Raw genomic sequence first — 22,700 nt, 5'->3', positions numbered from 1 at the left:
TATGACGAAAGCCATAGACTTCTTCTACAAGATGCTTGGCGCAATTCTCGTCTTCCTCCTCGCCGGCATGGCCATTATGGTCTTCGTCAACGTGATTTTGCGCTACGCCGCAAATTCCGGATTGACCGTATCGGAAGAACTTGCGCGTTATTTCTTCGTCTGGGTATCGTTTCTCGGAGCCGTTCTTACTTTTCGCGAGAACAGCCATTTGGGCATCGAGACGCTCGTTGCCCGCTTCGGACGGCAGGGCCGCATTACCTGCATGGCGATCAGCTATCTGATCGTCGCACTGTGTTCGGGAATTTTCTTCTGGGGCACATGGAAACAATTCGACATCAACGCCAGCATGGTTGCACCCGTCACCGGGCTCTCGATGATCTGGGTTTACGGCGTCGGACTATTCACCGGCGGCGCAATGTTCATCATTGCGGCCGAGCGTTTCCTGCGCGCTGTCACCGGTCGTCTGACCGATGAGGAAATTGCCACCTTTGCGGGCGAACATTCGCTCGATCATCTGATGGAGTAAACGACATGACGCTTGTAGTATTTGTCGGCTCACTCCTCAGCGCTATGGCCATTGGTGTTCCGATCGCCTTCTCGCTTATGTTCTGCGGTGTCATTCTCATGTTGTACATGGGGATGTTCAACACGCAGATCATAGCGCAGAACATGATTGCTGGTGTTGACTCCTTCACCCTTCTGGCAATTCCGTTCTTCATTCTGGCTGGTGAACTAATGAATTCGGGCGGCTTGTCCCGTCGCATCATTGATTTCGCCATAGCTTGCGTTGGCCATATTCGAGGTGGTCTCGGTGTCGTTGCCATTCTTGCGGCCATCATTATGGCCAGCGTATCGGGTTCAGCTGCTGCAGATACTGCAGCGCTTGCCACGATCCTCGTCCCCATGATGGCGAAAGCGGGCTATAATATCCCGCGCTCTGCCGGACTGATGGCTGCCGGCGGCATTATCGCACCTGTTATCCCGCCATCTATGGCTATGATCGTATTCGGCGTTGCCGCCAATGTATCCATAACGCAGCTTTTCATGGCAGGCATTGTACCAGGTCTGATGATGGGTATCGCCCTGCTCTTCACGTGGCAGATCGTCGTCAGAAAAGACAACCTCAAAGTGCTTCCCAAGCAATCCGGCAAAGATCGGCTGCAAGCAACCGGACGCGCACTGTGGGCGCTGGGCATGCCAGTCATCATTCTAGGTGGCATACGTATGGGCGTCATGACACCGACGGAAGCAGCCGTGGTAGCCGCAGCCTACGCCCTCTTTGTCGGTATGTTCATCTACCGCGAGCTGCGGTTTGTCGATCTTTACGGCGTCTTCCTGCGAGCAGCCAAGACAACATCCATCATCATGTTTCTCGTCGCCTCGGCGCTGGTTTCGTCATGGCTGATAACGGCCGCAAATATTCCCGCAGAAATCAGTGGCTATATTGCACCGTTAATCGACAGCCCAAAACTGTTGATGTTTGCGATCATGATCCTGGTGCTGATTGTTGGAACGGCATTGGATCTCACGCCGACAATTCTCATCCTGACGCCAGTTCTGATGCCCATCGTGAAGCAGGCGGGTATTGATCCGGCTTATTTCGGTGTCCTGTTCATCATGAATAACAGTATCGGGCTTATCACGCCCCCAGTGGGCGTCGTGCTGAATGTCGTGAGCGGCGTCTCAAAGGTTCCGCTAGGAAAAGTGGTCGCAGGCGTAAATCCGTTCCTGATTTCGCAGGTGATCGTATTGTTGCTGCTGGTTCTGTTTCCAAGCCTCGTATTGGTACCCATGAACTGGCTTCATTAGGTTTAACATCAACTCTGGGAGGAGAGTTCAATGAGAAAACTGATTATGCTGGCAACGACCGCCCTTGTGGCGGGAGCGCTAACCGTTCCTGCATTTGCAGAGTTTCAGGATCGCAATATTCGCGTTTCGAACGGCATTAACGAGGATCATCCCGTCGGCAATGGCATCAAGGCAATGAATGAATGTCTTGCTGAAAAGTCCGGCGGCAAGATGAAGATAACTGCGTTCTGGGGCGGTGCACTCGGAGGTGATTTGCAGGCCACACAGGCACTGCGTTCCGGTGTGCAGGAAGGCGTCGTCACGTCGTCATCGCCGCTCGTTGGCATCGTTCCTGCACTTGGCGTCTTCGATCTGCCATTTCTCTTCGCAAATGATAAAGAAGCAGACGCCGTCGTCGATGGCCCCTTCGGCAAGATGATGGACGAAAAGCTTGCTGCTGTTGGCCTCGTCAATCTGGCCTATTGGGAAAATGGCTTCCGAAATCTTTCGAACTCAAAACATCCCGTCAACAAGTGGGAAGATTTCAGCGGCATGAAAGTCCGCGTGATGCAGAACAACATCTTCCTCGACACATTCCAGAACTTTGGTGCCAACGCTACTCCGATGGCTTTCGGTGAAATTTTCTCAGCGCTGGAAACAAAGGCTATCGATGCACAGGAAAACCCTTACGTCACAATCGATACGTCCAAGTTCTACGAAGTGCAGAAATACGTAACGGAAACGAAACATGCCTATACACCGTTTCTGTTCCTTTACTCCAAGCCGATCTTCGACACGTACTCACCGGAAGAACAGGCCGCCTTGCGTGAGTGTGCCGTAGTCGGTCGCGACGTTGAACGCAAAGTCATTCGCGAACTGAACCAGAAGTCGCTCGAGAAGATCAAGGAAGCGGGCCTGGAAGTAAACACACTGTCACCGGAAGAGCATGCTCGCATGCTTGAGAAGTCCCAGCCGATCTATGCCAAATATAAGTCCCAGATCGGCGATGACATTATCGACGCAGTGCAAAAGCAGCTTGGTGAAATCCGCAAATAGTAAAAGCCTGAACCAAAAGAACAGGCCGCGCTCTTTGCGCGGCCTGTTTCATTTCATTCAGGCTGCTTTCAGGCGGTTGTTGACGCGTTCAGCCAACTTGCGAGCACGTACAAGACTGTCGGCTTGTTCGGTACTGAAACGATCTTCTCCGATTTCCATGATCAGGAATGTATCGGGCAAAAAAGTCAGTTCGTCGAAAATTTCTTCCCACGGAATATCACCCCAGCCGATCGGCAGGTGCAGATCGCCGATACCGAGTGCTGTTGCCTCGGCAGGATGATAAAACTTGGTCATCGTATAAGGACGGCCAAAACTATCGTGAACGTGCAGATGTCCGGTCACAGGAGCCATAGCGCGAATTTGCGGACGCCAGTCAATCCCCAGACGTGTGCATTCAATATAGGCATGGCTGAAATCGATCAGACCGCAAACGGAAGAATGATTGACCGCAACTACTGTTTCGGCAACCTGAGCCGGTGTCTGGCGATATTCAGCATCGCTCATCGCGAAAATATTCTCCAGCGCGATCCGGACGCCATAAGTTTTCGCAAGCTCCGCCATTTCGGCGAGCGCGTCCCGTTCCATCTTGTCGAGGTCGGGAATACGAGAAAGTGCAGGCATCGGAGCATGGCCGGAGTGATGAACCAGAACTTCCGCTCCGACACGGTCACAGAGTTCCAGCATCGCCCGAACAACCGCCTTTTGATAATCCAGATGCTCTCGATCCATGAAGTTGGAAACAATCTGTCCGTGAACGCTGTAGCGCATGTCGAACTGTCTGGTGATATCGATGAGACGATCCACGCGATGCGGAATGAGACGACCGCCTGAGATTATTTCCTCGCCATATAGCGACAGTTCGACAGCTTCCGAACCGAGTTCGACGATATTGCGGATTGCGCCCTCAAGCGTGCTGAAATTACCGTCACCCGTAGGGGTGCAGAAGCCAATCGCTGATATTGTATGGTCAGAGGTCATGATGCTCGTCCTGTCAGACATGAAAAATGCGCGAGCCGAATATCCGGCATCGCGCATCCCCTCTGGCATGTGCCTATTTCAGGCGTATGACCATATGAAACGATTTCTCCTCAATTGAGAGGAATAGCGTTTCCATCTTTGCTCGCCTGATAAGTGCCGGACAATTCGTCATACTTGGCGAAAATAGCATCGAGCCTTTTGCCGAGACGATGGCGGTCAGCGTCTGGTAGCGACGCAACCATCTTCGGAATCGAATGACTGTGCCAGAAGGTATTATCGCGGTTATACCCACCCGGCTCCAGCGTGAAGACTTCCTTGAGAATCTTCAAGTCGTGAGGGATCGAGAAAGCATCTCGTGAATCCTCATGGCTGAACAGGTAGTAAAAATTGTCGAAACCGCTCCAGGTAATGGCCGAAAGGCACATGGAGCAAGGTTCATGAGTGGAAAGAAAGACCATGTCTTTCGTATCCGGACGTCCATTCTCCGGCATTTCGTAGAAACGCTTCAAAGTGTGCACTTCACCGTGCCAGAGCGGGTTTTCAGTCTCGTTGTTGGTTTCCGCAAGAACAAGGGATAGATCTGATTTGCGCAACAAAGCTGCGCCGAAAACCTTGTTGCCTTCCGCAACACCTCGTTCGGTCAGCGGAATGACATCCTGCTCAATAACGTCGATCAGTTTTTCAAGCAGTTTCAGTTCATCTGTTTGCACAGTTCTATTCCTCCCGATGTTGCAGAAAAGCGCCGGACCGTTTCGGTCCGACGCATCTATTGTTACTCCGCAAAGAATGCGAAGCGGATGACGAAGAGTGCAGCAACCAACCAGGTCGCAAGATGCACATCACGTGCCTTGCCGGTGAAGGCCTTGAGCACGACGTAGCTGATGAAACCGAAGGCGAGACCGTTTGCGATCGAATAGGTGAACGGGATAGCCAAAGCCGTCAGTGCAGCAGGCGCGGCTTCCGTTACATCGTGCCATTCGATCTCAGTCAGTTCACGCATCATCAAGCAAGCGACGTAGATCAGAGCCGGTGCCGTAGCATAGGCCGGAACCGAACCGGCGAGCGGCGAAATGAACAAGGCTGCAAGGAAAAGGAGTGCAACAACCAGAGCCGTCAGACCCGTGCGACCGCCAGCCTGAACGCCAGACGCGCTTTCAACATAAGCTGTCGTAGAAGACGTACCGAGAAGCGAGCCACCAAGGATTGCCGTGCTATCGGCAAAAAGGGCGCGTCCGAGACGGTTTGGTTTACCCGGTTCGATCAGACCACCACGCTTTGCCACGCCAATCAGCGTGCCAGTGGCGTCAAAAACTTCAACCAGTACGAAAACCAGAATGACGTGCAGAATGCCGGTATGCAGAGCGCCCATCACATCAAGCTGAAGGAACGTTGGCGCCAAGCTCGGAGGAGCCGAGAAAACGCCGCCGAACTGGCTGATACCGAGAGCAATCGATGCGACGGTGACGACAAGAATACCGATGAGGATCGCACCGCGAACTTTCAGGGCATCCAACACTGCAATGATGAAGAAACCGGCGATCGCCAGCAGCGGGCCAGCTTTCGTCAGATCCCCCAGACCGACCAAAGTTGCCTGGTTGCCAACAACCACCCCAGCGCTTTTGAGGCCGATCAGGGCCAGGAACATGCCGATACCCGCAGCAATTGCGCTACGTAGCGAATGCGGAATGCCTTCGACCAACCAGCGGCGTACACCCGTCACCGTCAAGATCAGGAAGATAATGCCGGAAATGAAAACGGCACCAAGCGCCTGCTGCCAGGAAAAGCCCATCGCCCCGACCACAGTGAAGGCGAAGAAGGCATTGAGCCCCATGCCGGGCGCCATGCCGATAGGCCAGTTCGCAACGAGCGCCATAATGATCGAGCCGAGAGCTGCCGCAAGGCAGGTGGCAACGAAAACAGCGTTTCGATCCATACCCGTAGTGGACAGAATGTCCGGGTTTACGAAGATGATGTAAGACATCGTCAGGAAGGTCGTCACGCCGGCAATGATTTCCGTTCTCGCCGTAGTGCCGTGTTCCTGTAATTTGAACAGCTTTTCGAGCATCGTCCCTCCAAGGCAAGCGCCCGTCAATTGGCGCCTCAGTTCGCGTTAATTCACGACGCGCAACTTGTTGCGCTTCGTAAAGAGCCGAGCTGAGGCAACCTATGCGATTGCCATAATGTTAGTTGCCGCTGCAGATTTGCAGTCGGACAAGTTCCCCATACACCCATCACGGACAAAAGCACAGTTCTGCCGCGTGAATGCCAGTTTGTTGACATGATTTAGTGTGGACTGAGATTTCATCACGCGCCAGTCACTCATTTGCCGGGAAATATTTGAAACAGATTCAAAAAAGACAATTTGCGAGAGGGGCGCGATTATTTCTAACTAACTGATTGAAATGGGCTTTGTAAGAGCAAAGCCGTGCCATACATGCCAAGAGCAAAAAAAGTATGTGCAATAAGATTGAGCAAACGTACATTACCCGCATTCGGCAATTTTGAAGCCGCCCAACCGATTCCCAAACCGGGTTGCAACAAAAACCACCCTGCCGATACTGTCAGTATACCGAAAATCCAAACCGGCAAAAAGACCGGGTCGGAAAACCATTCCGCACCACCATAAATGGCAAAGATGACACCGTAAAGAATACCGACCGCATAATGCCCAATCCAGCCAAGTGCTACTTCATGCTTATAGGGCTTGGCATCAGAAATATTATCGTGGAAAATTTGCCCGTGGCGGAGATGCCAGAACCAGCGACCGACCAGCCCCCAATTCGGGCGCCTCTGCCCTGGTATTGCGGCCAGTATCAGCGCCCACAAGTCCATTACGACGGTTGCGCCAATTCCAATCAAAATCCCGCGCCAGATAATATCCATACTGTATCTGCCTTTGCGTCATCGGGCGGCCAGATAAGCCTGACACCGCCCGATGCGCAAGAGCTAGATTGCGTGCACTCCTGCATTCCACGCAATACTGACTAGCAATAATTTAGAACAATAAACGCAACACCAACCGGCAATAGACATTGCTATGAAATATGAGGCGATGAAGTTTAGCAAACAAACCGCAGTTTAAAACGGAAACGCCGTATCTTCATCGCCTGCCCCCGCAAATACAAGCTGGCGGAAAATTGCGTTGGCGACAACAGCGATCTGTCCCAAAATGGTACGGATTATGTCTCATTAGCGATAAACAGCTGAATAATGAGCGGGCAAGAAACTAAAGCTGTAACGACTGGGAAAGCGGCATCGCGCAGTCAGAACCACAGACCTTCAGGTCAAGAAACTATTTAAGGGGCAACGCATAAAACAAAAGCGCCGGGACTGGAGACCGACGCTTTGTTACTTTATTCGATTTTCACTTATGGGGCGATCTTTCGAGAGAAACGCCATAAGCTATTACTTACCGAAAACGGCGCTGTGAATCTGCGAACGCGAAACACCGATATCGGCAAGAAGATGGTCGTCCATTGCACCGAGCTCACGGATAGCGCGGCGGCGGGACACGAACTGCTGTACTTTCTGACGAATGTTCATTTGCTTTCTCCTCGTTTGGATGATTATCAGATAGGCGTTTGCCCAAATTTCCACCACGGATATGATTGCAAATGAGGCATGCGTTTTTGCTTGAGCTCAAAACCTTGAAAAGGTCGAATTTACTTCTTTTCCAAGCAATGGCCCAATTATAGTCTTAAATGCGAATTTTCAGAAAAGCCTTTTGCCAATAAGCTTCTAATCGATTAAGGGAGCGGCAGGAACGAACTCCTCCCCCCGTTTCTTTCGGACATTGACATGCTTTACGGTATTTTTCTCGCGTTTGCGTCCTATGCGGCATTCGCTGTAAGCGACGCCTGCGTCAAGTTTCTTGATGGCACGCTGTCACCTTACGAAGTGGCATTCTTCGGCGCTGTACTTGGTCTGCTGGCTATTCCATTTACAAAGAAAGCTGACGATGTCTGGCGCGATATGTTTCGCACCACCAATATCAAAATGTGGCTATTGCGAACCGTAACGGCGGCTATGGGAACAATAGGAAGCGTTACGGCATTCACACATCTCTCTATGGCGGAAGCCTTCGCGCTCATTTTCCTTCTTCCAGCCTACGTGACTATACTTTCAGTAGTATTCTTGAAGGAACAGGTTGGCTGGCGGCGATGGTCAGCGGTTCTGATCGGCTTTATCGGCGTTCTGATTGTGCTCCGTCCCGGGTTCAGGGAGCTCTCGATCGGCCACCTAGGCGCACTGGCGGCTGGCATGGGCGGTGCGATGAGCATCATCATCTTCCGCGTCATGGGTAAACATGAAAAGCGCATATCGCTTTATACAAGCGGACTTGTCGGCCCGATCATCATCTGCGGGTTTTTGATGGTCCCGTCCTACGAGCCACCAAATACCGAGCAATGGGTTTATCTCGCAGGCTATGGCCTTCTCGCCGCGCTAGCCAATATCCTGCTGATGCTTGCAGCCCAACGTGCGCCAGCAAGTGCAATTGCGTCCCCACAGTATAGCCAGATGATATGGGCGATCCTTTTCGGATATTTTGTTTTCCACGATCACATAGATATGCCCATGCTGATCGGCATCGTTCTCATTACCATTTCCGGTCTCTTCACCTTTATCCGCGAAAGGCAACGCGGTGTCGAGGGGCCTCCGGCTGTCGTCACATCGGAACCAACTCCCGCGCTTGTTGAAGACAAGGCCGAACAATCTTGAAAGCGAACAGTGACAAGTTCGCGCTTGTCTCCGGCGTTGCCTGCTCCTACGATATAGGTAGCCTGTCCACGGTTGATGAAATAACGCTTCAAACAGAAGTGCTTAGGACGTTAACCTGATTCAACCATATCAAGACGCTTTGAGCATTTTTCCGATAACGATTTGTGTTTGACAGCGCTCTGACGCGGGCAGAAGCACGAGAAATATATTGTCAAAGGACTAGGGAAATGACCGATAAACGCGCGATGTGGACCTATTACAAGGGCGAATGGCGTGAAGGCGATGTTCGCATTCTCGGTGCAGCCTCACAAGCGACCTGGCTTGGTTCGCTGGTATTTGATGGTGCACGCCTCTTTGAAGGCGTAACACCAGACCTTGACCGCCATTCTGCCCGCGCCAATGATTCAGCTCGTGTTTTGGGATTAGAACCGACACTTTCCGCCAATGACATCGAGACGCTTGCGCGTGAGGGCCTGAAAAAGTTCACGCCTGGAACAGACGTTTATATCCGCCCCATGTACTGGGCAGAAGAAGGTGACGCCAGCGCAGTCGCTCCGCTCGCATCGTCAACGGATTTTGCACTCTGCCTTGAAGCGATCCCCATGGTCGAGCCGAAGGGTTTCACGGTCACCACGACATCGTTCCGTCGGCCATATCTGGAAGTCATGCCGGTCAATGCCAAGGCCGCCTGCCTTTATCCGAACAACGCGCGCATGCTGCGCGAGGCAAAGGCAAAAGGCTTTCACAATGCGCTGGTGACCGACGTGCTTGGCAACGTTGCGGAGACAGCAACCTCAAACGTCTTCATGGTACGTGGTGGCGAGGTTTTCACACCAGCGCCCAATGGTACATTCCTCAACGGCATTACTCGCCAGCGCGTAATCGGGCTTTTGCGCACAGCAGGCGTCACCGTCCATGAAACCACTTTGAAGATCGAAGATTTCCGCGAAGCGGATGAAATCTTCTCGACAGGCAATATGAGCAAAGTTGTGCCAATTGTCGGTTTTGATGATCGCAAACTTGAATATGGACCACTGACGAAGCGGGCGCGGGCGCTTTACTGGGAATGGGCCCACGCCTGACATCCAATCACAACATCTCTGGCCCAACGCCGGAGATGTTTTCTCCCCCCACCGCAAAGCTGCCCTATCACATGCTCGAACACACGCCTCTTTTTCTCACAATCGCAGTCATTGCGGCATTTCTTGTTGGGCTTTCGAAAGGTGGGTTGCCGTCCGTCGGTACGCTCGCGGTTCCTTTGATGGCGCTGGTCATATCGCCGGTCACCGCCGCCGCACTTTTGCTTCCGATCTATGTCATCAGCGACATGTTTGGCCTATATCTTTATCGCCATCACTTCTCGGCACGCAATCTTGCAATCCTGACCCCAGCAGCAATTCTCGGCGTTGGCGTTGGTTGGATGTTCAGCGCACATCTTTCTCCTACCTTCATCGGAATGCTGGTCGGCTTGGTCGGCATCCTTTTCTGCTTCAATGCTTGGTTCGGGGCGCGTTACCGCAAAAGCGCGCGAAAGGCGGATGTTCCTGGCGGCGTCTTTTGGGGCGTTCTCACAGGTCTGACCAGCTTTGTCTCTCATTCCGGGGCGCCACCGTTCCAGATGTACGTGCTGCCGCAGCATCTTCCAAAACTCGTCTTCGCCGGCACCTCGACTATTCTTTTTGCCATCGTCAACGCCGCAAAACTCGTTCCCTACTGGCAGTTGCAGCAGTTCTCCAATCTCGATACCTCGCTCGGCCTTTGGTTGGTCCCTGCCGCAGTCATCGGCACCTTCGTCGGTGCCAAACTAACCCGGATAATGCCCGACGGTCCGTTTTTCCTGCTCGTGCAGCTGACCTTGTTTGGACTTTCCATCAAGCTGATTGCCGACTGGATCGTGCCTTATTTCTTCGGTTGAATACACCCGACGACCGCTTGCAACACATCATCCCTTCAGTCACGATGCGCTCATCGAGCGCCTTTTGGGAGAGAGGAAGCGGGGATGGAGAATGCGGATGCAATCATCATCGGTGCCGGATTAGCTGGGCTTGTTGCCGCTCATGAGTTGGCTCTTGCGGGTCGCAAAGTCATTCTTCTCGAACAGGAAGGTGACAATTCCATTGGTGGACAAGCGTTCTGGTCACTCGGCGGATTATTTATGGTCGACAGCCCGGAACAGCGTCGCCTTGGCATCAAGGACAATATCGACCTCGCGCGGCAGGACTGGTTCGGATCGGCACAATTTGACCGGCCGGAAGATCGTTGGCCGAAACGCTGGGCCGAATCCTATCTGGAGTTTGCCGCAGGAGAAATGCGCTCATGGCTGCATGGTCTCGGCATGCGCTGGTTTCCTGTTGTTGGCTGGGCGGAGCGTGGCGGAGCAAAAGCCGATGGTCACGGCAATTCAGTGCCACGCTTTCATGTAACCTGGGGAACAGGACCTGCTGTCGTAGCACCATTTGAACGATCGCTCCGTGCAGCAATCAGCAAAGGGCTCATAACCCTAAAATGCCGTCATAGAGTCAATAGTATCGCCACTACCGGCGGGCGCGTCAGTGGTGTCTATGGAGAGGTGCTGGTGCCATCGACTGTCGAGCGCGGGCAATCTTCGTCACGCGACACCATTGGCGAATTTGCCTATTTTGCTGACTGTGTAATCGTCACATCTGGCGGCATAGGCGGTGACCCCGACAAGGTTCGAAGGGCATGGCCGCGCGACAGGCTCGGCATTCCCCCGAAAGAAATGGTATTGGGAGTACCAGCTCATGTTGATGGACGCGGCATAGATATTGCCGTGGCTGCGGGCGGGCATGTCATCAATGCTGATCGCATGTGGCACTATACGGAAGGCGTGCGAAACTGGAACCCGATCTGGCCGAACCATGGCATTCGCATTCTGCCGGGGCCTTCTTCCATTTGGTTCGACGCTAAGGGCAATCGTCTTCCCGCTCCCTATCTTCCTGGCTTCGACACTCTTGGCACGCTCAAACATATTCTTTCGACCGGCTACGACTATTCGTGGTTCATCCTGACCGAAAAAATCATCCGCAAAGAGTTCTCTCTGTCCGGATCGGAACAAAATCCGGACCTCACGGGCAAAAACTGGAAGCTTTTGCTTAAAAGTCGCCTCGGTAAAGCGCCACCGCCGCCGGTCCAAGCCTTTCTCGATAACGGAGCAGATTTCATCACAGCTGGAACACTGGATGAGCTCATTGCAAAAATGAACGGTTTGACGGGAGAGAAGCTTCTGAAGCCTGACCATATCCGTGATCAAATCGAAGCGCGAGATCGCGAGATCGTCAACCGCTACTCCAAGGATGCTCAGGTGATGGCGGTCCATAATGCCCGAGCCTATATCGGTGACCGTCTCACGCGCGCCGTGCCGCTGCATTCTCTGCTGGAACCCTCCAACGGTCCGCTTATTGCCGTCAAACTTCATATTCTGACACGCAAGACACTTGGCGGTTTACATACCGATATGGACGCCCAAGTTCTCAATGCGGCAGGAGAAAAGGTGCCCGGTCTATACGCTGCAGGCGAAGCTGCAGGCTTCGGCGGTGGCGGCTATCATGGGTACAATGCACTTGAAGGCACATTCCTCGGCGGCTGCATCTTTTCCGGACGAACGGCCGGTCGTGCAGCTGCCGCGGCAACATCGCTCTAGTGAAAGACAAGACGGCAACATCGGCCTTTATCGACCGCATTCCATATATGAGTTTTTTATTTTTTGAAGCAGCGCTCGCTCTCGAAACCCTATGCAATGCGGCAACATAATGTCCCTGTAAGAAACAGGGAGCCCTTTCGGGCAATTCAGGCATGACTATGGATTTCGCCGTCCTTGCAATCGGCATCGGCTTCTTCGCGCTGCTGTTCGGCTATCTGCGCATCTGCGAAAGGCTTTGAGGCGTCGCCATGATGATCGAATATGTCGCTGGCGCCTTGGTTGCAGCCTTTATAGCCGCTTATCTCCTTTACGCGCTCATACGACCGGAGCGGTTCTAGGCCGATCTCCGGCCAAGCCCGCGTAACCGGCAGCCTTTCAGGCCTCGGAAAAGACCATGACAATCAATGGATGGATTCAGATCCTCGTTTTTTGCGGGATCATCATTTTGCTCGTCAAACCGCTCGGCGGCTACATGACGCGCGTTTTCGGCGGTGAACGGACGCTCCTTTCACCTGTACTCGTTCCGGTCGAGCGGGGGCTTTACCGCCTCGCAGGCACAACCGAACGAGAAGAACAGCACTGGACAACCTATGCTGCTTCCCTGCTATTGTTCAATCTGGCCGGCTTTTTGCTGCTTTACATGCTGCAACGGTTTCAGGGCTCTCTGCCCTTCAACCCGATGGGTATGAGCGACGTCCCGGCGGACCTGGCCTTCAACACCACCGCCAGTTTTGTTACCAACACCAACTGGCAGAACTATGGTGGCGAAAGCACCATGTCCTACCTGACGCAAATGGCAGGACTGACGGTACAGAACTTCGTCTCGGCTGCTACTGGCGTTGCCATCGCCATTGCACTCATTCGTGCATTCTCGCGCAAATCCATGAAGACGCTCGGAAATTTCTGGGTCGATCTTACACGATGCACACTCTACCTCCTTTTGCCCTTGTGCATTATCCTCACGTTGGCTTTCGTCAGCCTCGGTGTGCCGCAAACAATTGGTGCTTATGCCGAAGCAACGACGCTGGAAGGCGCTAGACAGGTGATCGCGCTTGGGCCGGTTGCCTCGCAGCTCGCCATCAAGATGCTCGGCACCAATGGCGGCGGTTTCTTCAATGCCAATTCCGCGCATCCTTTTGAAAACCCGGATGCCATCTCCAACATGATCCAGATGGTTGCGATCTTCGCAATCGGCGCTTCGCTTACCAACGTCTTCGGGCGAATGGTCGGCAACGAACGTCAGGGTTGGGCAATCTTTGCTGCGATGGGCATATTGTTCGTCGCAGGCGTTGCAATCTGCTACTGGGCAGAAGCTGCTGGTAATCCCCTCATCCATGCACTCGGTGTTGATGGTGGCAACATGGAAGGCAAGGAGACACGTTTCGGCATCGCAATGTCCGCGCTCTTCGCCGTCGTTACCACCGCGGCATCATGCGGTGCCGTGATCGCCATGCATGACAGCATGATGGCACTGGGCGGAATGATCCCCATGATCAACATGATGCTGGGCGAGATCATCATCGGCGGCGTAGGTGCAGGCTTCTACGGTATCGTCCTGTTTGTTGTCGTTGCCATTTTCGTTGCCGGGCTGATGGTTGGACGCACGCCTGAATATCTGGGCAAGAAGATCGAAGCCAAGGAAGTGAAAATGGCGATGCTCGCCGTTCTCTGCCTTCCGTTATCAATTCTGGGTTTTACCGCCATAGCGTCCGTTATTCCAACAGGGCTGGCATCGATCGCCAATCCCGGACCACATGGTTTCTCGGAAATTCTCTATGCCTATACCTCCGGCACAGCGAATAATGGTTCGGCCTTCGGCGGCCTCTCCGGCAATACGCCGTGGTATAACATCACCATCGGGCTTGCCATGCTGATGGGCCGGTTTCTCGTGATCCTGCCTGCCATGGCGATCGCCGGTTCGCTTGTCGGCAAGAAAGCTGCACCGCAATCTGCAGGCACCTTCCCGACGACAGGGCCGCTTTTCGTGGGCTTGCTGATCGGTGTCATTCTTGTGGTTGGAGGCCTGATATTCTTCCCGGCGCTGGCGCTCGGCCCCATTGCCGAACACCTCGCAATGATCAAGGGGCAGATGTTTTGATGCTCAAACCCTCAAGCTGCATTCTCTCGATCCTTCTGGCAACGACCGCACTCCTTCTCGCGGTTCAGCTTGCCGGATTGATCTGAGCTTTCCGAACGGAAACGTAATTTTACTGGAGCCTCTGTTATGAGCCAGTCCAAATCCGCGAGCATTCTTGATGCCCGCATCCTTTTACCCGCCATCGGCGATGCCTTTCGTAAGCTCAACCCCAGGAGCCTTGCGCGCAATCCGGTGATGTTCGTGGTTGCCGTCGTTTCAGCGCTTACAACTTTGCTGCTGCTGAAGGACGTCGCTACCGGCAATCCCGATGTCGGCTTTTCATTCCAGATCGTCTTGTGGCTGTGGTTCACAGTTCTGTTTGCGAATTTTGCCGAAGCCGTCGCAGAAGGCCGAGGCAAGGCACAAGCAGACTCGCTGCGCCGGACACGAACGGAAACACAAGCTAAACTTCTAGACAGTCCCGAGGGACCAAACTGGAAAAGTGTGCCGGGAACGAGCTTGAAAGTTGGCGATATCGTTCTAGTGGAAGCCAATGACATCATCCCTTCAGACGGTGAAGTCATTGAAGGTGTCGCATCCGTCAATGAAGCCGCCATTACCGGCGAATCTGCGCCTGTCATCCGTGAATCTGGCGGCGACCGCTCTGCCGTTACAGGCGGAACACAAGTTCTGTCCGACTGGATCAAGGTGCGCATCACCGCCGCACAGGGTTCCACCTTCATCGACAAGATGATTAGTCTGGTGGAAGGTGCCGAACGCCAGAAGACACCCAACGAGATCGCACTCAACATTCTGCTTGCAGGCATGACGCTGATATTCGTGCTCGCCGTTGTTACGATCCCTAGCTTTGCGACTTATGCAGGCGGTTATATCCCCGTCACGGTGCTGGTTGCGCTCTTCGTCACCCTGATCCCGACGACAATCGGCGCCTTGCTTTCTGCCATTGGCATCGCAGGCATGGACCGCCTCGTACGCTTCAACGTGCTTGCCATGTCCGGTCGTGCGGTCGAGGCAGCGGGTGATGTGGACACGCTTCTGCTTGACAAGACCGGCACGATCACTCTTGGCAATCGTCAGGCGACCGCTTTTGTGCCAGTCAATGGCGTAACCGAGCAAGAGCTTGCCGATGCAGCGCAACTGGCCTCGCTTGCCGACGAAACGCCCGAAGGTCGTTCCATCGTCGTGCTGGCCAAGGAAAAATACGGTTTACGTGGGCGTGACATGCAAGGTCTTCACGCGCATTTTGTACCATTCACCGCGCAAAGCCGCATGAGCGGCGTCGATATTGAGGGTTCCGTCATTCGCAAAGGCGCTGTGGATGCTGTGCTTGCCTATGTGGGCCAGAATAGCCACGCCGATGAAAGAACACTGTCGGAACTACAGTCTATCGCTGACACAATCGCCAAGGCTGGCGGCACACCGCTTGCCGTCGCTAAAGATGGCCACCTTCTCGGTGTCGTGCACCTGAAGGACATCGTCAAAGGCGGCATCCGCGAGCGCTTTGCCGAATTGCGCCGGATGGGTATCCGCACTGTCATGATTACCGGCGACAACCCTATGACCGCAGCAGCCATCGCTGCCGAAGCAGGTGTGGATGACTTTCTTGCGCAGGCAACGCCAGAAAACAAGCTGTCGCTTATCCGAGAGGAACAGGCGAAGGGGAAACTTGTTGCAATGTGCGGAGACGGTACAAACGACGCCCCTGCCCTTGCTCAGGCGGATGTCGGCGTGGCCATGAATACCGGCACGGTTGCCGCGCGAGAAGCAGGCAATATGGTCGATCTTGATAGCGATCCCACCAAGCTCATTGAAATCGTTGAAATCGGCAAGCAATTGCTGATGACACGGGGAGCGTTGACGACCTTCTCCATCGCCAATGACATTGCAAAATATTTTGCGATCATTCCGGCTATGTTTCTGGCTTTCTATCCTCAGCTTGGCGCGCTCAATATCATGGGGCTCTCCACGCCGCAGAGCGCCATCCTGTCGGCCATCATCTTCAATGCCCTGATTATTGTGGCTCTGATCCCGCTTTCGCTGAAAGGTGTGACCTACAAGCCGGTCGGTGCAGGTGCGCTCCTCTCGCGCAATCTTCTGATCTACGGCCTAGGCGGCGTCATCGTGCCATTCATCGGCATCAAGGCCATCGATATGGCCATTACCGCCCTTGGCCTCGCATAAGGATTAACAAAAATGCTGAAACAACTTCGTCCAGCACTTGTCATGATCGTTTCGCTCACTGTCATAACCGGGTTGCTCTACCCGCTCGGCATGACCGGTATCGCCCAGGCAATCTTCCCCACTAATGCCACTGGCAGCCTGATCGAAAAGGACGGTACAATCATTGGTTCCGAGTTAATCGGACAGGGTTTTACCGGTGACCGCTATTTTCACGGTCGCCCATCTGCGGCAGGGCAAAACGGTTATGACGCCGCGAGTTCTGGCGGGTCCAATCTCGGCCCAACCAATCCAAAACTCATTGAACGAATTAAAGCTGACGTCACCGCCCTGTCACAAGATGAAGGTTCAGCACCACCACCGATTGACCTTGTGACAACATCCGCAAGCGGTCTCGATCCGCATATTTCACCGGAAGCAGCTTTCTATCAGGTGCCGCGTGTCGCAAAGGCGCGCGGGATCGATGAAGCCGCACTGCGAGAGATTGTTGAGCAACAAGTTGAAGCTCGTGAGCTCGGATTTCTTGGGGAACCGGTGGTCAATGTTCTGAAGCTGAACCTTGTTCTGGACAGGACCAGCACCAAGTAGAATAACTGGCGGCGGCATGATTTGCCGCCCTTCCTTTCAGGAGTTTTATTTGACATCGGACCCGCTTCGCTTCGGCGAGAACAGACCTTCTCCCGATGCTCTGCTTGAACAGGCGGAACGCGAAACGCGTGGCCGCCTGAAGATATTTCTCGGTGCCGCACCCGGTGTTGGTAAAACCTATGAAATGCTGATGTCCGGTCGCGCGCGTAGAGCTGATGGCATAGATGTCGTCATCGGCGTTGTGGAAACACATGGTCGAGTGGAAACCGAAGCGTTGACGGAAGGGCTTGAGATTATTCCGCGTGCGCAAGTGGCCTATCGCGGGCATCTCTTGGATGAAATGGATATCGATGCGGTGCTGGCCCGCAAACCACAACTGGTTCTTGTGGATGAACTGGCACACACGAATGCACCGGGCAGCAGACACCCCAAACGTTATCAGGATGTCGAGGAAATTCTGGCGCGCGGGATTGATGTCTATACGACGCTCAACATCCAGCATGTCGAAAGCCTAAATGATGTTGTGGCACAGATCACGCGTATCCGTGTGCGTGAAACAGTACCCGACAGCATCATTGACCGTGCCGACGACATTGAGCTTATCGATCTCACGCCGAATGATCTCATCAAACGTCTTAATGAAGGCAAGATTTACCTACCAAAGACCGCGAAACGAGCGATCCGCAATTACTTTTCTCCCGGGAATCTGACCGCGTTGCGTGAATTGGCGCTGCGCCGCACCGCCCAGCGTGTCGATGAGCAACTGCTCAGTCACATGCGCGCCCATGCCATTGAAGGGCCATGGGCCGCAGGCGACCGCATATTGGTTGCGGTCGATGAACGCCCCCGTAGTATATCGCTGGTTCGCTATGCGCGTCGGCTTGCGGATCGTCTTCGCGCACCTTGGGCGGCCATCCATATAGAAACGGCACGGTCTGCGGGGCTTACTGAAGAAGCAAAGGACAGGCTTGCAACGGCATTGAGGCTTGCCGAACAGCTCGGCGGGGAAACCATCATCATTCCCGGTCAATCCGTCGCCGAAGACATTGTTCGCTACGCTTCAACACACAACTTTACCCAGATCGTCGCCGGAAAATCGATAAAATCGCGCTGGCGTGAGATGATTGACGGCTCCATCGCACGAGAACTGGTGCGGCTCTCCGGCGCCATCGATATTCACATAACGGCAGGTGTCGACTATGAAAACGGGGAGGCCCCTCGTAAGGTAAAGACCGCCAATCAGAAGGCAACGCCCGACATCACGCCCTATCTGATCGGTATGGTGATGACAGGAATAGCGCTTGTCACCGGCTTGCTGCTCGACCAGTTTCTGGATGTGCGCAGCATAGCACTGGTGTTCGTTGTCGGCGTTCTTGGTGTTGCGGTCACCCTTGGTCTGTGGCCAGCGCTTTTCGCATCCGTACTTAGCGCTTTCGCCTATAATTTCTTCTTTCTTTCTCCCCTCTACACGCTTTCCATCGCCGATCCTGAAAGTGTTGTGGCGCTGGTTTTCTTCCTGTTCGTGAGTTTCATTGCCAGCAATCTGGCAAGCCGGGTCCAGCGGCAGGCTGCAGCGGCACGGCAACGTGCACGCATGACGGAAGATCTATATCTCTTCAGCAAAAAGCTGGCAGGGACTGGCTCGCTCGATGATGTGTTATGGGCCACCGCATTCCAGATCGCATCAATGCTCAAGGTGCGGGTCGTGATCCTTCTCCCTGAAGGAAACAGTATAACGGTCAGAGGTGGTTATCCGCCTGATGACACTCTGGATGACGCCGATATCGCTGCAGCACACTGGACCTGGGAACACGACCTTCCCGCTGGGCGTGGTGCCAATACTTTGCCGGGTGCCAAACGACTCTATCTGCCTCTCAAAACCGCCAGAACATCAGTTGGCGTCATCGGCCTCGACAATGATCGCATGGGACCTATCCTCACGCCTGAACAACAGCGTCTCTTCGAGGCTTTGGCCGATCAGGCCGCAATTGCCATCGAACGCGTTCAGCTTGTCGGTGATGTGGAGCGAGCAAAACTCGCCGCCGAAGCTGACAAATTGCGTTCGGCCCTGCTCACCTCAATCTCACACGATCTGAAGACCCCGCTGGCGGCAATTCTGGGCGCAGCCACGACCTTGCGCGACTATTCCGGCTCATTGCCAGATACAGACCGTTCCGATCTCGTTGCAACCGTGGTAGACCAATCAGAGCGCTTGAACCGCTTCATCGCAAACCTCCTCGATATGACGCGGATTGAAGCGGGAGCGATGAAGCCCAATCTGTCGCTTCACTACGTTGGTGATCTTGTCGGAGCAGCGCTCAATCGTGCAGCCAAGATTCTGGTTCATCATCAGGTCAACATTGCCGTTCCAGCTGATTTGCCTATGGTTCAGCTTGATGCCGTTCTGTTCGAGCAGGTCTTGTTCAATTTGTTCGACAATGCAGCGAAATATGCCCCCGAAAACACACCGATTACAATTAAGGCTCATGCTGCTCCGTCTCGTATAACACTGGAAATCAGTGATCGGGGTCCAGGTATTCCACCCGGTGATCTGGAGCGCGTGTTCGATACGTTCTATCGTGTGCGTAAAGGTGATCACGTGCAGGCCGGTACCGGATTGGGGCTTTCAATCGCTCGCGGTTTCATCGAAGCAATGGGGGGCTCTATTCGGGCCGGAAATCGGCATGGAGGCACCGGTGCCGTCTTTACAATCGCTTTGCCCGTCCCAGCTGATGAAATTGACAGGAACTCATGAACGATCCGAAACTGAAAATTCTTGTTGTCGACGATGAACCAGCCATCCGCAAACTGTTGCGGGTCGGACTGACGACGGAAGGCTACACCGTCGTCGAGGCCGTGAATGGTGGCGAAGCCGACGAGCGCATTACGACGGAAAAGCCCGATATCGTGGTACTTGATCTGGGCCTTCCTGACACTGATGGGCATGCGCTGCTTCAACGCTGGAGAGAAACCGGCGTGACCTTGCCTATTCTCGTCCTCTCAAGCCGAACCGACGAAGCGGGGATTGTTCGTGCACTTGAAGAAGGAGCCGATGATTATGTCCCGAAACCTTTCGGTATGAAGGAACTTGCCGCGCGTTTGCGTGTCGCGTTGCGGCACAGGTTGCAACAGCAGGGAGAAAAGCCACTTTTCCAGAGTGACGGCCTAACCGTCGATCTTGTGCGCCGTATTGTGAAACTCAATGGTGAAGAAATTAAACTGTCGCCGAAGGAATACGATATTCTCCGTCTTCTCGTGCAGCATGCCGGAAAAGTGCTGACGCACCATTTCATTCTCAGCCAGGTCTGGGGGCCGGCGGCTGATGTGCAATATCTTCGCATCTATGTCCGCCAGCTGAGACAGAAGATTGAAAAATCCCCGGATCAGCCGCATTATATCCTAACCGAAACAGGCGTCGGCTACAGGCTGCGCGAAGCTGATCCAGCTCCCTGAGGCAGCCGGAACCAAGGCTTTGCGAAAGCGTTGTTTGCCAAACAACCCAGAGAATTTCCAGTTTAAATTGAACTGCTGGAAATTCTCTATCTCTTTGTTTTTACGCATTATCCTACGCAAAACCACTTCGCACTTTTGCTGGAAATGCTCTAGGTAACGGAGGCAAGCGTGGTCGAGCTGGTCAACAATATCGACAATCTGGAGTTTATAATCGCCAAAGCCCGGGAGTATGACGTTCAGGTTCCCGCAACCGATGAAGAATCCGGGTCAAATGCCAGCGATGACAATGAAGTTGATATTCTCGACGCCTCACTGGCAAATCCCACCCGCAAGGAACTTTTTGCGGCTATCCGGTCCCTAAACATAGATGAGCGGCAGGAACTGCTCGCTTTGATGTGGGTTGGACGCGGCGATTTTAGTGCAGAAGAATGGGATGAAGCTCTTGCAACCGCGGCTGATCGCGACAATGGCCGTGAAGCCAAATATCTCATAGGCACACCGCTTCTCGGAGATTATCTGGAAGAAGGACTGGTTGCCCTGGGTTTTGATGTTGAAGCCTACGATAATGAATAAGAAAAATTGATGTTTCCATGCACCCTTCTGTTTTGACGCTGCCATGTCCCGGCATTAGTGTCGAAAGCAAATCGGGTTGGCTTATGCTGAACTCGAACATTCAGCGCGACGGAGGACAGCACGATGCTTCAGAAAAACCTCGACCAGAAAACAGACTTCTATATCGATGGAGCGTGGCGCGCTCCGATAGAAGCCAAGACCATTGAGGTCATCAACCCCGCCAACGAAAAGCCTTATGCCGTCATCTCTGCCGGTTCCGCAAAAGACATCGACCTGGCGGTCGCAGCCGCACGCAAGGCTTTTCTGTCCTGGAGCGAAACCCCGGCGGAAGAACGCATCGGTTACATCCGACGGTTAGTGGAAATTTACGAAACCCGTCTGGAGGAAATGGCCAAGGCAATTTCACTCGAAATGGGTGCACCGATTACACTTGCGCGGGAATCGCAGGCAGCGGCAGGCCTCTCGCATACCAAGGCTTTCATTGCGGCCTTTGAAAACTTCGAGTTCGAAGAGATCCTTTCTCCGAAACACCCGAACCAGACGGTCGTGCGCGAACCAATCGGTGTTTGCGGCCTCATTACGCCGTGGAACTGGCCGATGAACCAGATCGCGCTGAAAGTTATTCCAGCACTTGCGGTCGGCTGCACCGTCGTCCTGAAGCCGTCCGAGATTGCGCCGATGTCGGCCATGCTCTTTGCCGAATTTGTGGATCAGGCAGGTTTCCCGAAAGGCGTTTTCAATCTCGTCAATGGTGAAGGCACCGTTGTTGGCGAAGCCTTGTCGCAACACCCAGATGTCGACATGATGTCCTTCACCGGCTCGACCCGCGCCGGAACGGCAGTTTCGCGAGCAGCAGCAGCAACGGTAAAGCGCGTTTCGCTGGAGCTTGGTGGCAAATCGCCGAACATCGTTTTCGCCGACGCCGATCTTGAAAAGACTATGGCACGCAGCCTTGCGCATTGCTTCGAGAATACCGGACAGTCCTGTAATGCGCCGACGCGCATGCTCGTGGAGCGCTCAGTTTACGACAAGGCAGTAGACCTCGCGAAAAAGATAACAGAAGGCACGAAGGTCGGCGACCCGGCAAAGGAAGGCGATCACATCGGCCCGCTTTCCTCCTCAATCCAGTTCGAGAAAGTTCAACACCTGATCCAGAAGGGCATTGATGAAGGTGCACGGCTTGTTGCGGGTGGTACGGGACGTCCCGACGGGTTCACCGAAGGTGATTTCGTCAAGCCAACCGTCTTTGCCGATGTAAACAATGACATGACGATTGCTCGCGAAGAAATCTTCGGACCGGTGCTTGCAATGATCCCGTTTGATACCGAAGAAGAAGCCGTCGCCATTGCCAACGACACTCCATACGGGCTTGCAGCCTATATCCAGACCGGTAGTCCGGAACGCGCAAAACGCGTGGCTCACAAATTGCGCGCTGGCATGGTGCAGATCAACGGCACATCGCGTGCACCGGGAAGTCCGTTTGGCGGCTACAAGCAATCAGGCAATGGCCGCGAGGGCGGCAAATGGGGGCTGGAAGACTTCATGGAAGTAAAGCTGATCAGCGGTTGATCTTTATACTACGACAATAAAAAGCGCCGGTTAGCGGCG

Annotated in this window: 20 protein-coding genes; 15 read left to right on the top strand and 5 right to left on the bottom strand. The window is 53.8% G+C overall.

The features are described 5' to 3' along the window. Position 1: 1 nt before the first annotated feature. The 3 genes from FG152_RS02295 to FG152_RS02285 are packed head-to-tail and all read left to right on the top strand — an operon-like array spanning position 2 to position 2,844. Positions 2 to 526, top strand: a complete 525-nt coding sequence (locus tag FG152_RS02295; protein ID WP_010658950.1) for a TRAP transporter small permease — start codon at positions 2 to 4, stop codon at positions 524 to 526. 5 nt (positions 527 to 531) lie between these two features. Beyond that, entirely contained in the window at positions 532 to 1,809 is a 1,278-nt protein-coding gene (locus tag FG152_RS02290; protein ID WP_010658951.1) for a TRAP transporter large permease, read from the top strand. A gap of 30 nt (positions 1,810 to 1,839) precedes the next feature. After that, positions 1,840 to 2,844 carry a TRAP transporter substrate-binding protein gene (locus FG152_RS02285; protein WP_010658952.1) on the top strand — a complete coding sequence of 335 codons (1,005 nt, stop codon included), beginning with the start codon at positions 1,840 to 1,842 and terminating at the stop codon, positions 2,842 to 2,844. A gap of 57 nt (positions 2,845 to 2,901) precedes the next feature. On the opposite strand, the gene FG152_RS02280 is transcribed toward FG152_RS02285, so the two are convergent. The 5 genes from FG152_RS02280 to FG152_RS02260 form a co-directional block, all read right to left on the bottom strand. Beyond that, entirely contained in the window at positions 2,902 to 3,822 is a 921-nt protein-coding gene (locus FG152_RS02280; protein WP_036563545.1) for a sugar phosphate isomerase/epimerase family protein, read from the bottom strand. Positions 3,823 to 3,932: 110 nt separating this feature from the next. Beyond that, a complete protein-coding gene (locus FG152_RS02275) occupies positions 3,933 to 4,532 on the bottom strand; it encodes a nucleoside deaminase (RefSeq protein WP_010658954.1) in 600 nt (199 codons plus the stop codon). A gap of 62 nt (positions 4,533 to 4,594) precedes the next feature. Continuing rightward, the gene (locus tag FG152_RS02270) at positions 4,595 to 5,887 is read right to left on the bottom strand and encodes an NCS2 family permease (protein WP_010658955.1); all 1,293 of its coding nucleotides are present in this window, start codon (positions 5,885 to 5,887) and stop codon (positions 4,595 to 4,597) included. A gap of 320 nt (positions 5,888 to 6,207) precedes the next feature. Then, positions 6,208 to 6,705 carry a DUF2938 domain-containing protein gene (locus FG152_RS02265; RefSeq protein WP_036578490.1) on the bottom strand — a complete coding sequence of 166 codons (498 nt, stop codon included), beginning with the start codon at positions 6,703 to 6,705 and terminating at the stop codon, positions 6,208 to 6,210. A 522-nt stretch (positions 6,706 to 7,227) separates the two neighbouring features. Further along, positions 7,228 to 7,365 carry a DUF1127 domain-containing protein gene (locus tag FG152_RS02260; RefSeq protein ID WP_010658957.1) on the bottom strand — a complete coding sequence of 46 codons (138 nt, stop codon included), beginning with the start codon at positions 7,363 to 7,365 and terminating at the stop codon, positions 7,228 to 7,230. Positions 7,366 to 7,620: 255 nt separating this feature from the next. On the opposite strand from FG152_RS02260, the gene FG152_RS02255 reads away from it, so the two are divergent. From FG152_RS02255 to FG152_RS02200, 12 genes are all read left to right on the top strand, one after another. Next, entirely contained in the window at positions 7,621 to 8,541 is a 921-nt protein-coding gene (locus FG152_RS02255; RefSeq protein ID WP_010658958.1) for a DMT family transporter, read from the top strand. Between the two features lie 227 nt (positions 8,542 to 8,768). After that, positions 8,769 to 9,623 carry a branched-chain amino acid aminotransferase gene (locus FG152_RS02250; RefSeq protein WP_029375981.1) on the top strand — a complete coding sequence of 285 codons (855 nt, stop codon included), beginning with the start codon at positions 8,769 to 8,771 and terminating at the stop codon, positions 9,621 to 9,623. A gap of 71 nt (positions 9,624 to 9,694) precedes the next feature. Then, positions 9,695 to 10,456: a sulfite exporter TauE/SafE family protein gene (locus FG152_RS02245; RefSeq protein WP_010658960.1), complete on the top strand. Its 762-nt coding sequence runs from the start codon at positions 9,695 to 9,697 to the stop codon at positions 10,454 to 10,456. 84 nt (positions 10,457 to 10,540) lie between these two features. Then, positions 10,541 to 12,202 carry an FAD-binding dehydrogenase gene (locus FG152_RS02240; RefSeq protein WP_010658961.1) on the top strand — a complete coding sequence of 554 codons (1,662 nt, stop codon included), beginning with the start codon at positions 10,541 to 10,543 and terminating at the stop codon, positions 12,200 to 12,202. 248 nt (positions 12,203 to 12,450) lie between these two features. Continuing rightward, a complete protein-coding gene (gene kdpF, locus FG152_RS02235; RefSeq protein WP_036578495.1) occupies positions 12,451 to 12,540 on the top strand; it encodes a K(+)-transporting ATPase subunit F in 90 nt (29 codons plus the stop codon). Between the two features lie 56 nt (positions 12,541 to 12,596). Further along, positions 12,597 to 14,300 carry a potassium-transporting ATPase subunit KdpA gene (kdpA, locus tag FG152_RS02230; protein ID WP_010658962.1) on the top strand — a complete coding sequence of 568 codons (1,704 nt, stop codon included), beginning with the start codon at positions 12,597 to 12,599 and terminating at the stop codon, positions 14,298 to 14,300. Positions 14,301 to 14,426: 126 nt separating this feature from the next. Then, the gene (kdpB, locus tag FG152_RS02225; protein ID WP_010658963.1) at positions 14,427 to 16,481 is read left to right on the top strand and encodes a potassium-transporting ATPase subunit KdpB; all 2,055 of its coding nucleotides are present in this window, start codon (positions 14,427 to 14,429) and stop codon (positions 16,479 to 16,481) included. 12 nt (positions 16,482 to 16,493) lie between these two features. Further along, positions 16,494 to 17,066: a potassium-transporting ATPase subunit KdpC gene (gene kdpC, locus FG152_RS02220; protein WP_010658964.1), complete on the top strand. Its 573-nt coding sequence runs from the start codon at positions 16,494 to 16,496 to the stop codon at positions 17,064 to 17,066. Positions 17,067 to 17,115: 49 nt separating this feature from the next. After that, a complete protein-coding gene (locus FG152_RS02215) occupies positions 17,116 to 19,821 on the top strand; it encodes a DUF4118 domain-containing protein (protein WP_498985152.1) in 2,706 nt (901 codons plus the stop codon). Further along, entirely contained in the window at positions 19,818 to 20,519 is a 702-nt protein-coding gene (locus FG152_RS02210; protein ID WP_010658966.1) for a response regulator transcription factor, read from the top strand. The genes FG152_RS02215 and FG152_RS02210 overlap by 4 nt, the downstream gene beginning before the upstream one ends. 168 nt (positions 20,520 to 20,687) lie before the next feature. Further along, a complete protein-coding gene (locus tag FG152_RS02205; RefSeq protein ID WP_010658967.1) occupies positions 20,688 to 21,092 on the top strand; it encodes a DUF3775 domain-containing protein in 405 nt (134 codons plus the stop codon). Between the two features lie 123 nt (positions 21,093 to 21,215). Beyond that, the gene (locus FG152_RS02200) at positions 21,216 to 22,661 is read left to right on the top strand and encodes an aldehyde dehydrogenase family protein (protein WP_010658968.1); all 1,446 of its coding nucleotides are present in this window, start codon (positions 21,216 to 21,218) and stop codon (positions 22,659 to 22,661) included. Positions 22,662 to 22,700: the final 39 nt, after the last annotated feature.

It is taken from the genome of Ochrobactrum sp. XJ1 (assembly GCF_024701725.1).
Taxonomy (GTDB): domain Bacteria; phylum Pseudomonadota; class Alphaproteobacteria; order Rhizobiales; family Rhizobiaceae; genus Brucella; species Brucella anthropi.
The sequence above is the reverse complement of the archived record's forward strand: the minus strand, read 5'-3'. Positions and strand labels throughout refer to the sequence as shown.